This is a genomic window from Streptomyces globisporus C-1027 (assembly GCF_000261345.2).
GTDB lineage: Bacteria > Actinomycetota > Actinomycetes > Streptomycetales > Streptomycetaceae > Streptomyces > Streptomyces pakalii.
The window spans coordinates 6,052,368-6,064,879 of record NZ_CP013738.1 but is presented as its reverse complement, the minus strand read 5'-3'; the positions used below and the strand labels follow the sequence as shown (position 1 = coordinate 6,064,879).

Annotated in this window: 14 protein-coding genes and 1 pseudogene; 8 read left to right on the top strand and 7 right to left on the bottom strand. The window is 72.1% G+C overall.

Annotation, left to right across the window (positions count from 1 at the left end):
• Positions 1–68 precede the first annotated feature (68 nt).
• The 5 genes from WQO_RS26795 to WQO_RS26780 all read left to right on the top strand — a co-directional run bounded on the left by WQO_RS26795 (position 69) and on the right by WQO_RS26780 (position 3,814).
• A complete protein-coding gene (locus WQO_RS26795; RefSeq protein WP_058954114.1) occupies positions 69–1,775 on the top strand; it encodes an FAD-dependent monooxygenase in 1,707 nt (568 codons plus the stop codon).
• A gap of 84 nt (positions 1,776–1,859) precedes the next feature.
• Positions 1,860–1,946: a putative leader peptide gene (locus WQO_RS37435; protein ID WP_311605579.1), complete on the top strand. Its 87-nt coding sequence runs from the start codon at positions 1,860–1,862 to the stop codon at positions 1,944–1,946.
• A 73-nt stretch (positions 1,947–2,019) separates the two neighbouring features.
• Positions 2,020–2,607 (top strand): cupin domain-containing protein, encoded by a 588-nt coding sequence (locus tag WQO_RS26790; RefSeq protein ID WP_010063495.1) that lies wholly within the window; start codon positions 2,020–2,022, stop codon positions 2,605–2,607.
• The gene (locus WQO_RS26785) at positions 2,604–3,017 is read left to right on the top strand and encodes a rhodanese-like domain-containing protein (protein WP_010063497.1); all 414 of its coding nucleotides are present in this window, start codon (positions 2,604–2,606) and stop codon (positions 3,015–3,017) included. Before WQO_RS26790 ends, WQO_RS26785 begins: the two co-directional genes overlap by 4 nt.
• Positions 3,018–3,193: 176 nt before the next feature.
• Positions 3,194–3,814 carry a DUF6197 family protein gene (locus WQO_RS26780; protein WP_010063498.1) on the top strand — a complete coding sequence of 207 codons (621 nt, stop codon included), beginning with the start codon at positions 3,194–3,196 and terminating at the stop codon, positions 3,812–3,814.
• An 84-nt stretch (positions 3,815–3,898) separates the two neighbouring features.
• Here WQO_RS26780 and recX read toward each other — a convergent pair whose 3' ends face one another.
• Together recX and recA are read right to left on the bottom strand one after the other, a co-directional pair.
• Positions 3,899–4,651 (bottom strand): recombination regulator RecX, encoded by a 753-nt coding sequence (recX, locus tag WQO_RS26775; protein ID WP_058954113.1) that lies wholly within the window; start codon positions 4,649–4,651, stop codon positions 3,899–3,901.
• A 3-nt stretch (positions 4,652–4,654) separates the two neighbouring features.
• Positions 4,655–5,779 (bottom strand): recombinase RecA, encoded by a 1,125-nt coding sequence (gene recA / locus WQO_RS26770; RefSeq protein WP_010063502.1) that lies wholly within the window; start codon positions 5,777–5,779, stop codon positions 4,655–4,657.
• 296 nt (positions 5,780–6,075) lie between these two features.
• On the opposite strand from recA, the pseudogene WQO_RS26765 reads away from it, so the two are divergent.
• Positions 6,076–6,695: pseudogene (locus tag WQO_RS26765) on the top strand (dihydrofolate reductase family protein).
• Positions 6,696–6,843: 148 nt separating this feature from the next.
• Entirely contained in the window at positions 6,844–7,728 is an 885-nt protein-coding gene (locus WQO_RS26760) for an SDR family oxidoreductase (protein ID WP_010063504.1), read from the top strand.
• 29 nt (positions 7,729–7,757) lie between these two features.
• Here the strand turns inward: WQO_RS26760 and WQO_RS26755 are convergent, their stop codons facing one another.
• Both WQO_RS26755 and WQO_RS26750 read right to left on the bottom strand, forming a co-directional pair.
• Positions 7,758–8,924, bottom strand: a complete 1,167-nt coding sequence (locus tag WQO_RS26755) for an AI-2E family transporter (RefSeq protein WP_010063505.1) — start codon at positions 8,922–8,924, stop codon at positions 7,758–7,760.
• A 257-nt stretch (positions 8,925–9,181) separates the two neighbouring features.
• Positions 9,182–9,376, bottom strand: coding sequence for a DUF3046 domain-containing protein (locus WQO_RS26750; protein WP_010063507.1), 195 nt, complete (start codon positions 9,374–9,376; stop codon positions 9,182–9,184).
• A gap of 79 nt (positions 9,377–9,455) precedes the next feature.
• Here WQO_RS26750 and WQO_RS26745 point away from each other — a divergent pair, with 79 nt between their 5' ends.
• Positions 9,456–10,370 (top strand): hypothetical protein, encoded by a 915-nt coding sequence (locus tag WQO_RS26745; RefSeq protein WP_029182611.1) that lies wholly within the window; start codon positions 9,456–9,458, stop codon positions 10,368–10,370.
• 38 nt (positions 10,371–10,408) lie between these two features.
• Here WQO_RS26745 and WQO_RS26740 read toward each other — a convergent pair whose 3' ends face one another.
• From WQO_RS26740 to WQO_RS26730, 3 genes are all read right to left on the bottom strand, one after another.
• A complete protein-coding gene (locus WQO_RS26740) occupies positions 10,409–10,714 on the bottom strand; it encodes an AzlD domain-containing protein (RefSeq protein WP_010063509.1) in 306 nt (101 codons plus the stop codon).
• Complete coding sequence (locus WQO_RS26735; protein WP_010063510.1) at positions 10,711–11,535, bottom strand: AzlC family ABC transporter permease; 825 nt, start codon at positions 11,533–11,535, stop codon at positions 10,711–10,713. The genes WQO_RS26740 and WQO_RS26735 overlap by 4 nt, the downstream gene beginning before the upstream one ends.
• Before the next feature lie 95 nt (positions 11,536–11,630).
• The gene (locus WQO_RS26730; protein ID WP_010063511.1) at positions 11,631–12,479 is read right to left on the bottom strand and encodes an AraC family transcriptional regulator; all 849 of its coding nucleotides are present in this window, start codon (positions 12,477–12,479) and stop codon (positions 11,631–11,633) included.
• Positions 12,480–12,512: the final 33 nt, after the last annotated feature.

The following is a 12,512-nucleotide window of genomic DNA, read 5'->3' as shown; positions in this document are numbered from 1 at the left end:
TCTGTGATCACGCACCCGGCTACCTCTGCCACGTTCCGCATGACCGTAAGGGCCGGAGGGTACGCGCCGTGGACTCGGTGATCGTCGTCGGCGCCGGGCCCGTCGGCCTGACGCTGTCGCTGGCCCTCGCCGCCCAGGGCGTCCCCTCGGTGCTCCTCGACGAGGGCTCCGGCACGGAGGAGCCCCGACCCGCCCGCACGGTCGTGCTGCGCGAGGACACCGCCGACCTGGTGAGCCGTCTCGGCTGCCGGGAGCTGGACCGGGTCGGGCTGCGCTGGACGGGCTGGCGTTCGATGCGCCGGAAGCAGTCGGTCCGGGAGATGCCGCTGAGCGGGGGCCGGCCGGACGAGGACGGTGAGCCGCTCCCCGGTCTCCTTCCCTCGCCGCTGCACCTGCCGCAGCACGAGCTGAGCACCGCGCTGCGTGCGGCGGTGGACAAGGAACCGCTGGTCCGGCTGGTGCCGATGAGCCGGATCGACACGCTGGAGCAGGACCGCGACGGCATCACGGTGCACACCACGGAGCCGGGATCGACGTGGTGGCGCGGGAGTTATCTGGTCGGCTGCGACGGTGCCCGCTCGACCGTACGCAAGCTGCTGGACATCCGGTTCCCCGGCCGTACGGCGGTGGAGCGCCATGCCGTCGCCGCGCTCCGGGCCGAACTGCCCTGGCCGGACAAGGCCGTTCTGCACCGGCAGCCGCCCTGGCGGACCGGCGGCGAGGAGGTCTCCGCCCGGCCGCTGCCGAACGGCGTCTGGCGGCTGGACTGGCTGCTCCCGCCGCGCGGCGAACTGGTCACCCCCGAAGCGGTGATCACCCGGATCCGGGACACGCTGGCCGGCTGGTGCGGCGAGACCCCGGCGTACGAACTGCTGGACACCGGCGTCCACACCCTCCACCACCGGCTCGCCCGGCGCTGGCGCAAGCAGCGTGCCTTCCTGGCGGGGGACGCGGCACACCTGCTGGGCGCTCTGGGCACGCAGGGACTCGACGAGGGCGTCCGGGACGCCGAGAACCTGGCCTGGAAGCTGGCCCAGGCCTGGCATCACGGCCCGGCCGAGCAGCTGCTCGACAGCTACCAGGCGGAGCGGCGGGCCGCCGTGGCCGCCCGGTTGCGCGCCGCCGATCAGTCGCTGCCGATACTGCGCGGCGGAGGCGGTCTGCGGACCCTGGTCCCGGGCGCCGCACGCGGTCACGACACCCTCCTCGCCGACGGCCATCTGGGCCGCGGAGCACTGGGTGCGCCCCCTTCGTACTCGCACTCCCCCCTTTCACCGCCGCACGCCGAGGCGCACACCGTTGTCAGTACGCCCCCCGGTGCGCCGGTCGCCGATGTGACGGTGACCGCGCCGGACGGAACGACGACCCGACTGCGGGAGCGGCTCGGGCAGGGCCATCCGCTGGTGATCCTGGTAGCGCCGGGAACCGGTGTCTGGGACCGGCGGCACTGGCAGACCGCGGGCGTCATGCCCCGCCTCACGGACGCCGTGGCGGCGCTCCCCGGTACGACGGAGCTGCTGGTCACCGAGAGCTATCCGGGGGCGTCGGCCCATACCGTGCTCCTGGTCAGGCCGGACGGGCATCTGGTGGCGGCCTTCGGCGGTGTACGGCCCGCGGAGCTGTTCACCGCGGCGCAGGCCGCCCTGGGCGGTGCGCCCCGTGGCGGGCGGGAGCGCGCGGAGGCGGAGGACGAGGAGAGCGAGGGCCGGGAGAGCGGCGGCGAGAAGGGGAGCCGGGCGCGGGTCCATGCCGAGGGGACCGCCGGGCATCGCTGACCGGTGGTCCGGCGTCCGCCGCGCGTCTGCGTCCGCGGCGGACGCACATTGACCGTCACGGGCACGCGTGGTGTACTCCAGATCATGACCGACACCGATGTGCGCCTGTGGCGGAGGGTCCATATGGACCTCGTCCGTTACGCGGGCTGCGTGTGTCGCCCGTCCTGCTGAATCGCCTCCCTCTGCCGGTCCGTGCCGCTTTCCGCACGGCCGGAACCCCGCGCGAACTCTCAGGACGGTCCTCGTGTCTTCCGCTCACTCCGCCGTGCCCACGGCCGGCTCGGTGCCTTCTCCTTCCGCTTCCTCATCCGCCTCCCCTGCCTCCTCTTCCGCCGCGGCCGCGCCGACGATCACGGAACTGCTGGACTTCGTCCGCCGCACCGCCCGGGACGAGGCGCTCATCGCCTCGTTGCCCCTCGATCCGGAGGGCCGCACCTGGATCCGGCTCGACGGCCCCGGCGGCAGCGAGGCGTGGCTGATCGGCTGGCCGCCCGGCACCGGTACGGGCTGGCACGATCACGCCGACTCGATCGGCGCGTTCACGACGGCGGCCGGCGCCCTCAAGGAGCACTCACTGGCCGTGCGGCTGCCCACCGACGGCTGGAAGACGCTGGAGCTGACGGACGGGGTGGACCGGTCGAGGGAGCTGGCGACCGGTCAGGGCCGGGCCTTCGGGCTGAACCACGTCCACGAGGTCCTCAACGAGTCCGAGGACGTGCACGCGGTCTCCGTCCATGCCTACTACCCGCCGCTGCCGCGGATCCGCCGGTTCAGCCGCACCGGTGCCGTGCTCCGGCTGGAGCAGACCGAAAGCCCCGATGACTGGCAGTGAGCGAGAACCGAAGCACGGACACCCCTGTCACGGTGGGCATCGACGAGCTGCTGGAGCGGGTCAGGGCCGGCTACGACCGGATCGACCCGCGCGAGGCCGCCGCGGCGGCGGAGGCCGGGGCCCTGCTCGTGGACATCCGGTACGCGGCACTCCGCGACCGGGACGGACTGATCCCCGGCGCGCTGGTCGTCGAACGCAACGAACTGGAATGGCGACTCGACCCGCAGGGCAGCCACCGTGCGCCCGAGGCGGTCGGCCACGACCTCCAGGTCGTCGTCATCTGCAACGAGGGATACGCCTCCAGCCTCGCGGTCGCCTCGCTGCGGCAGCTGGGACTCCATCGGGCCACCGATCTGATCGGCGGCTTCCAGGCGTGGCGCGCGGCGGGACTCCCGGTCTCCGCCACCTGACGCCCGGCCCCCGCAACCTGGTACCCGTCCCCCTGGCGTCCGGCACCTGACCTCAGGTGCCGGACGCCAGGTTTCTGCTGCCACACACCCGAACGCCACGTTCCGCTGGAGCAATCGCCGCGCGTGACCGACATTCGCCTCACACAGAGGACCGAAATGTACGGAGATAACCACATATGGCGACCACTGTCCTCACCCCCGATCAGCTCGACGGCCAGGCTGCCCGGCTGCACGACACCCAGGCATGGCAGCAGATCGTCACGGGCTGGGGGCACACCGCATACGAGCCCGCCCCTGCCCCCGCCCCCGGACCTGCAAGGCCCTCCGACTGGCGGGGCCTGCTGTCCGTGCCCGTGGACCGGCTGATCGACGACACCCTGCGTGCTCTCCCCGCGCCGCCTCCAAACGAGCGCCCGCTGCCCGGACGGCTGGGAGCGATGCTGCCCGACCGCGTCCACCTCTGGCGGCGGGTCGGGCAGAGCGACCTGCGTCCCTCGGCCCATCTCGGCCACGCACGGCAGATCCTGGCCGAATGGGGCTGGCAGAACACCCCGTACCGGCTGCGGAACGCCCGGGGAGCACGCTGTGTCTGCGGCGCGATGGTCTCCGCTCACCGCCTCGGCTACGGCTCCCTCGACACCGTGGACCGGGCCGGCGCCTGGCTGATCACGGAGCTGCGCGCGCAGGGGTGGCCCGGGCTGATCGGCCCCTGGAACCGCCATCCCGGCCGCACCGCTGCCGATGCCCTGGCGCTCGTCGACGCCACCATCCGTCGCGCGTCCCTGGCCGGACAGTAGCGCCGGACAAGGAACTGACGAAGGACCGGCGAATGATCGACGTCGAATGATCGGCGTCGGATGATCGGCGTCGGATGATCAGCGTCAGAGAGGCTCGTCGAGGCCCTCCGTGTCCTCGCCCTCCTCCTCCAGCGCCTGACGCACCACCCGCAGGGCCATGCCCTCCCCGTATCCCTTGCGGGCGAGCATCCCCGCCAGGCGACGCAGCCGCTTGTCCCGGTCCAGACCCCGCGTGGAGCGGAGCTTGCGGGCCACGAGCTCGCGCGCCGTCTCCTCCTCCTGGTCCGGGTCGAGCTGCCCGACCGCCTCGTCGATCACGGCGGAGTCCACGCCCTTCGTCCGCAGCTCACGGACGAGGGCACGGCGCGCGAGCCCCCGGCCGTGGTGCCGGGACTCTACCCAGGCCCCGGCGAACGCCGCGTCGTCGATCAGCCCGACGTCCTCGAAGCGGGCGAGCACTCCCTCGGCCGCCTCGTCCGGGATCTCCCGCTTGCGCAGGGCGTCCGCGAGCTGTTTACGCGTCCGCGGTGTCCCGGTGAGCAGCCGCAGGCAGATGTTGCGCGCCTGCTCGACCGGGTCACGCGGCTCCCCCTTCTCGGCCCTCGATGAGGAAGGGGAGCCGCTGCTTCTGGTGCCGGAGCGGGCGCGGCGGCCCGCCCCCTCGCCGAATCCGCTCCCGGCGCCCGCTCCCTCGCGTGAGCGGCGCCCGGACCGCGCCCCGACGTCGTCCGCTGCCGCCCCCCGCGCGGCGGCGGACGCGTCGATGGGCCCGTAGCCGGATCCGGCGTCGTCGCCGGGCTCGGCAGGGCTGTCCGGCCACTCCGTACGACGCGTCACGGCCTAGCTCTTGGCCGCCGCGGTCTTGGCCGGCTTGGCCTTGGTGGTCGCGGTGGCCGCCGGCTTCGCCGCCGCGTCGGCCGCCGGTGCCGCAGCCGCGTCCGCTGCGGGCTCGCCCGCATCGGCGTCCGGGCGGACGCCGACGCCCAGCTTCTCCAGGATCTTCTTCTCGATCTCGTTGGCGAGGTCGGGGTTGTCCTTGAGGAAGTTGCGGGCGTTCTCCTTGCCCTGGCCGAGCTGGTCACCCTCGTACGTGTACCAGGCGCCGGCCTTGCGGACGAAGCCGTGCTCCACGCCCATGTCGATCAGTCCGCCCTCGCGGCTGATGCCCTGGCCGTAGAGGATGTCGAACTCCGCCTGCTTGAACGGCGGGGCGACCTTGTTCTTGACGACCTTGACGCGGGTGCGGTTGCCGACCGCGTCGGTGCCGTCCTTCAGCGTCTCGATCCGGCGGATGTCGAGGCGCACCGAGGCGTAGAACTTCAGCGCCCGGCCACCGGTCGTGGTCTCCGGGGAGCCGAACATCACGCCGATCTTCTCGCGGAGCTGGTTGATGAAGATCGCGGTGGTCTTGGACTGGTTGAGCGCACTGGTGATCTTACGGAGGGCCTGGCTCATCAGCCGGGCCTGGAGGCCCACGTGCGAGTCGCCCATCTCGCCCTCGATCTCCGCACGGGGCACCAGGGCCGCCACGGAGTCGATGACGATCAGGTCCAGCGCGCCCGAGCGCACCAGCATGTCGGTGATCTCCAGCGCCTGCTCACCGTTGTCCGGCTGGGACAGGATGAGGCTGTCGATGTCGACGCCGAGCTTCTTCGCGTACTCGGGGTCGAGGGCGTGCTCGGCGTCGATGAAGGCCACCGAGCCGCCCAGCCGCTGCGCGTTCGCCACGGCGTGCAGCGTCAGCGTCGTCTTACCGGAGGACTCCGGTCCGTACACCTCCACCACGCGGCCGCGCGGCAGGCCGCCGACGCCGAGGGCGACGTCGAGGGCGGTCGATCCCGTGGGGATGACCTCGATGGGCTCGTTCGGCCGTTCACCGAGGCGCATCACCGCACCCTTGCCGAACTGTCGTTCAATCTGTGCGAGCGCGGCGTCCAACGCCTTCTCGCGGTCGGTTCCTGCCATGGGTTCCACCCGATTTGCTTGAGTCGATCGCTTCACGTCACAGACGCTAACCCCTGCCACTGACAATGGGCCTCGACGTCCTCCCGGCCTGTGGACAACTCCACGGCCGGGCCCGGGAAATCCCGGCCGGAATCCCATCAGAATGGATGTTCGATTTTCGTGTCAAGCGCACCACGCGGGTGCGGCGGCGCGGTGGCACGATGAGTTCTCGGGCCCTCGGCGGTCTACCCCCGTGACAGCCGCATCGGGCGGTTCACCCCGCAGGCGCCGCACGGTCGCCACAGGAGGACGGCATCATGACCGGACATTCAGGCAGGGTCACCTGCGACCTCTCGATCTCCGTGGACGGATACTCGGCCGGGCTCGATCAGAGCGAACAGCGCCCGTTCGGCGAGGACGGCGGCGACGGCTGGGGCGACCGGCTGCACTCGTGGATGTTCGCGACGCCGGAGCTGCGCCAGGCCGAGCTCGACCGGCTGGAGACGGTCGGCGCCTTCATCATGGGCCGCAACATGCTCGGCCCCGTACGCGACGCGTGGGATCGCGACTGGAAGGGCTGGTGGGGCGACAATCCCCCGTACCACGCCCCCGTCTTCGTGCTCACCCACCATCCGCGCGACCCGCAGCCGATGGACGGCGGCACCACGTTCCACTTCGTCACCGACGGCATCGAGTCCGCGCTCCGTCGGGCCCGCGAGGCCGCCGGAGACCGCGACGTGTCGATCCACGGCGGCGCGCGGACCATCAACCAGTACCTCGCGGCGGGCCTGGTCGACGATCTGCGGCTGCACATCGTGCCGTTCACGCTCGGCGCGGGCAGCCGCCTCTTCGACGGCGTACCGCCACTGGATCTCGAGCAGGTCGAGACGCGCACGGGGACGCCGTGACCCATGTGACCTACCGCGTCCTGTCCTGAGCGGACGCTCTGCCCCAGCGGCCCGGCCAGGCCACCGACCACCTGCACACATCGGCGTATCGCCCTATATTCGGTCGGTATGGGAGCGACTACGGAGCCCGGAGCACCCCACGGCGGGCAGCACCCCGGCCCCGATCTGGCCGGTCGTGTGGCGCTCGTCGCCGGTGGCACCCGCGGGGCCGGGAGAGGCATCGCCGTCCAGCTCGGCGCCGCCGGGGCGACCGTGTACGTGACCGGCCGTACCAGCGGCTCCGAGCGCTCCGAGATGGACCGGCCCGAGACGATCGAGGAGACCGCCGCCCTGGTCGACGCGGCGGGCGGACGGGGGATCGCCGTCCAGGTCGACCATCTGGTCCCCGACCGGGTCAGGGCGCTCGTGGCCCGGATCGCGAGCGAACAGGGCGCCCTGCACATCCTGGTGAACGACATCTGGGGTGCGGAGATCGAGTGGGACAAGCCGGTGTGGGAGTCGTCGCTCGACACCGGACTGCACACCCTGCGCCTGGCCGTCGACACCCACGCGATCACCAGTCACTTCGCGCTGCCGCTGCTGATCGAGACGCCGGGCGGGCTGGTCGTCGAGATGACCGACGGGACGGACGAGTACAACGCGTCCCACTACCGCGTCTCGTTCTTCTACGACCTGGCGAAGGCCGCGGTGAACCGGATGGCCTTCGCCCTCGGCCATGAACTCGCGCCGCACGGCGCGACGGCCGTGGCGCTCACCCCGGGCTGGCTCCGGTCCGAGGCCATGCTCCAGGCCCACGGGGTGACCGAGGCGACCTGGCGTGACGCCGTCGCCCAGACGCCCCACTTCGCGATCTCCGAGTCACCCGCGTACGTCGGCCGTGCCGTGGCCGCCCTCGCCGGCGATCCCGAGGTGGCCCGCTGGAACGGCAGGTCGCTCTCCAGCGGGCAGCTCGCCCAGGTGTACGGCTTCACCGACGTGGACGGGGACCGGCCCGACGCCTGGCGCTATCTGAACGAGGTCCAGGACCCGGGCCTCCCGGCCGACGTGACGGTCTACCGCTGACGTCGGCTGTTCTCGCCGAACGGGCACCGCTACCGCTGACGCGGCCCGTCCGGCGTGCCCTCCGCTCCCTCGCGGCCGCCGGCCCGTGGTCCTTGCAGCAGGCGGCGCATGCGTGACGGCAACGGCCTACCGGGCGCGCGGGTGCTTCCCCCCTGCACGCGCGGGTCGTCCATGACGTCGTACCGCTTCACATAGGCGCCCAGGAATGCCTGGAGCGTGGCGATCGCGGGGATGGCGACCAGCGCGCCGACCGCGCCGAGCAGGGCCGTGCCGGCGATGACCGATCCGAAGGCGACCGCGGGGTGGATGTCGACGGTCTTCGCGGTCAGCTTGGGCTGGAGCACATAGTTCTCGAACTGCTGGTAGATCACGACGAAGCCGAGCACCCACAGCGCGTACCAGGGGTCGACCGTGAAGGCGATCAGCATGGGCAGGGCGCCCGCGAGATACGTGCCGATGGTGGGGATGAACTGCGAGACGAGTCCGACCCAGACCGCGAGCGCCGGGGCGTAGGGCACTTCGAGGATGACCAGCAGGATGTAGTGCGCGACGCCGGAGATCAGCGCCATCAGACCGCGCGAGTAGATGTAGCCGCCGGTCTTGTCGACCGCGATCTCCCAGGCGCGCAGCACCTCGGTCTGCCGGGCCGGCGGCAGGACGGAGCACAGCGCGCGGCGGAGCCGGGGGCCGTCGGCCGCGAAGTAGAAGGAGAACAGGAAGATCGTCAGCAGCCGGAACAGCCCGCCCAGCACCGTTGTGGAGACGTCGAGCACTCCGGTGGCGCTGTTCTGGACGTACTTCTGCAGCCAGTCGGAGTGCAGCAGGCTGTCCTGGACCTCGACCCGGGAGAGTTCGGTGCGGAAGGTCTGGTTGACCCAGTTGATCACCGAGTCGATGTACTTGGGCAGCTCGTCGACCATGTCGACGATCTGGCCGGCGAGCATCGACCCGAGCAGCACCACGAATCCGACGCCGAAGATCGTCACAGCGAGGAAGACGAGGAACGTGGCGAGTCCGCGGCGCATCCCGCGAGCCGCCATCCGGCCGACCGCGGGCTCGATGGCGAGCGCGAGGAAGAACGCGATCAGAATGTTCGTCAGCAACCCGATGAGCTGGTCGAACGCCCAGCTGCCGAGCTGGAAGCACGCGTAGAGCGCCAGGGCCAGCACCATCGCACGCGGCAGCCAGCCGGGCATACGGACCCCGCCGGATCCGGACGGCGACGCCGGTGGGGCGGCCGGCGGAGCGGGCGGGGAGGCGGACGGCTGGGCCGGGGCGCTCTCGTCTGTCGATGACACGGGACAAGTCTCGCCTACGCCACGGACAGCCGGTCCCCCGACCCGAACCGGCCGCTCCGGCTCCGCGCCCGCCGAAAGCGGGGTCTCACAGGCTCAGTGCTCGCCCATCGGGGCAGGCCGGGGCGTTCGGGTCTTCCTGGACGTTCGTGAGACGTTCAGCGCTTGTCCGCCGGGACGTCCATGGCCGCACAGACCCCGCGCCAGACGTCCTTGGCGTCCCAGCCCGCGTCCAGGGCCTGGCGCACCGTGCGGCCGCCGAGTTCGGCCATCACATGGTCACGGGCGAAGGAGTCGGCGTACGCCGCACCGAAATGGTCGGCCATCCGCTCCCAGAAAATCGTCAACCGCATGCCACCAGTATCCCGCTCCTGAGAGTGCAGCAGGTCCACCTGGCATGTGCCCGGCCCCTTCGCCCTCTACGGTCGGTCCATGGCTGGAACCGGAGCACACACCCTCGCCCGTGCCGAGCAGTTCATCTGGCTCACCGCCCGCGTCCTCGAGCAGAGGAGGTTCGCCCACGCCTTCCTGGGCGGGGATCCCGACCCCGTCGAGACGGCCCTGACCGCCTACCTCAACAAGGACGGCGGCTACGGTCACGCGCTGGAACCCGATCTCCGGGGCCCGGTCAGCCAGCCGTTGCACACCGCCCACGCACTGAGCGTTCTCGACTCGATCGGCCGCTGCGACGGACAGCGCGTCGAACGGATCTGCCGCTTTCTGACCGATGTATCAACCAAAGAAGGCGCGCTGCCCGCTCTGCTGCCCACGCAGCGTGGCTATCCCGCGGCCCCGTTCATCCCGATCGTGGACGACCCGCCGGCGGAGCTGCTCGCGACCGGCCCGGTCGTCGGGCTGCTGCACGCCAATCAGGTGTGGAACGCCTGGCTGTTCCGGGCGACGGACTTCTGCTGGAGCGCCGTCGAGGCTCTGGAGCAGTCCCACCCCTACGAGGTCGAGGCCGCGGTCGCCTTTCTGGACGGCGCCCCGGACCGGGCCCGCGCCGAGGCGGCCGCCGACCGCCTCGGCCGGCTGGTGCGCGAGCAGCGGCTCGCGGTGCTCGCCCCGTCCCGCCGGGCGGAGTACCCCGTGGCGACGGGCTACGCCCCCGGCGAGCACCACTTCCCGCACGACTACGCCCGTACGCCCGGGTCCCTGGCCCGACGCTGGTTCACCGACGAGGAGCTGGAGCGCTCACTCGACCACTTGGAGGCGGAGCAGCAGGAGGACGGCGGCTGGCCCGTGACCTGGCGCCGGTGGGCGCCGGGGACCGCGCTGGAAGGGCGCCCACTGGTGACGCTCAGGGCCTTGGAGACGCTGCGGGCGTACGGTCGCCCGCTCGGCTGACCACCGCGGCAGACCGCACAGGACGTACGGCCCCATGCTCAGGCCAGCGCCCGTACGACCGCCGTGACCACGACGCCCGCGCCGACGACGATCAGAAAGGGAGCGCGAAACACCAGGGCGAGTGCCGCCGCGCCGAGACCGGCGGCCCGCGCGTCGAGGACGAGCTGCTGGCCGTCGCCGAAGGTCTGCTGCGCGGTGAGCGCCGCCAGCAGCGCCACGGGCAGCAGGGCGGCCATCCGCTGGACGAGCGGCCGCTCCAGTACGCCCGCGGGCACCAGCAGGCCCAGGAGTTTGGCGAGGTAGCAGCCCGCCACGCTCAGTCCGATGGCAATCCAGACGTTCATGAGTGCCGCTCACCCTTCTTCCGCTGTGTCACCGCGCCGTTCGACCCCTTCTCGCCGCCCGGTCCCCGCTTCGTCCGTCCCATGAGGAAGAGGACGACAGGCGCGGCGAGCGCCGACAGCAGGACGGGCACCCCCGCCGGCAGCACGGGCAGCAGGGTCAGGGCCAGGACGACGGCCAGTCCCGCTGTGACGCGTTCGGTGGTGCTCCTGAGCATCGGCGCGAGCAGCGCGAGGAACACCGCGGGACTCGCCGCGTCGAGACCCCACGCGTCGGTGTCGCCCAGCGCCTCGGCGCCCAGGGCGCCGACCAGGGTGGTGAGGTTCCACAGCACGTAGAGGGTGAGTCCGGTGACCGTGAAGCCGATGCGCGCGGCCCGCCGGGTGGGCTGGGGCAGGGTGACCGCGGTCGTCTCGTCGATGACCCAGTGGGCGGCGAACGGCCGTACCGCGCGGGGAAGGGCGAGCAGTTGGGAGAGGCGCAGACCGTAGAACGCGTTCCGGACGCCCAGGAAGAACGCCCCGGCCGCCGCGGTGTACGGGTTGCCGCCCGCGGCCAGCGCCCCGACCAGGGCGAACTGCGAGGCTCCGGTGAAGACGAGAAGGCTCAGGACGCAGGTCTGGAGCAGGCTGAGGCCTGATCCGGCGGAGGTGACGCCGAAGGCGAAGCCGGAGAGGCCGACGGCGATGCCGACGCCGAGCGCGTCCCGGACGACGGCCGCGTCCGGCTTGTCCGGTCGGGCCTCGGCCGCCGGGCCGGGCGGACCGGCGGATATGGCACCGGGCGTGCCGGTGCTCTCTGGGGGTGCTGTCTGTTCTGCCACGTCCGGAACGCTACGGGGATCTTCGGGGCGCGGTCTTGTACGTTCTTGCACGCCCGGACGGTGCTTTCGGTGACTCCGGTGCGTTCGCGCCCGCTTCACCGGCCGGGTCGCAGCACTCCGCGCTCGCGCTGGTACGCACCCGGCGGCACGCCCACGATCCGCGTGAAGTGCCGGTTGAGGTGCGGCTGATCCGTGAAGCCGACGGCGGCCGCGGCCTCGGCCGGGGCGACCCCGGCGTCGAGCATGCGGCGGGCCCTGCGCACCCGGGCGTCCGTGAGCCAGGTGTGGGGCGGCATCCCGTACTCCTTCTTGAAGGCCCTCAGCAGCGCGAACGGGCCGGTGCCCAGCTCGGCGGCGAGCGTCTCCAGCGTGGGCGGGTCGGCCATGCGCTCCTCCAGCGCGGCACGGGCGCGTACGGCGTTCCGCGCGCCCCCGGCGTGCGCGGTCAGGCCGGGCAACGGGCTGCCGTGCCGGCTGAGGAGCCGGGTGACCAGGATCCGCAGCAGGCTGTCGGCCGCCAGCGCGTTGCCCTCCTCCGCCGCCCGGTGCACCTCGGTGATCAGCCGGGAGGCGTGGGGGTCGGTCACCCGGGTCTTGGCGAAGCCGACCGTACCGCGCAGGGACGTCACATCGGCCGCGATGTCGTTGATCACCTGGGCCGACGGGTAGAGCGTGGAGTACGCCCAGCCCTCGGGCGCCCCGGAGCGTGCGGTGTGCGGTACCTCCGGGTTGATCATGACGACGGTTCCGGGGACCGCGTGGACCGTGCCGCCCGGCAGCCCCACGTCCTCCACCCCGCCGGTGACCGCCCCGAAGACATAGCCCTCGTGGCTGTGCCGGGGGAAGGTGTGGCGGACGTACCGGGCGCGCAGCAGATCAAGGTCGGGCAGCGCGGCGTACTGCCAGTGCCGTGCCCACTCCGCCACGCCGTCCGCTCCCGCCATACAGCCATTCTCGCAGGTCCGGGTCGTGCGCGA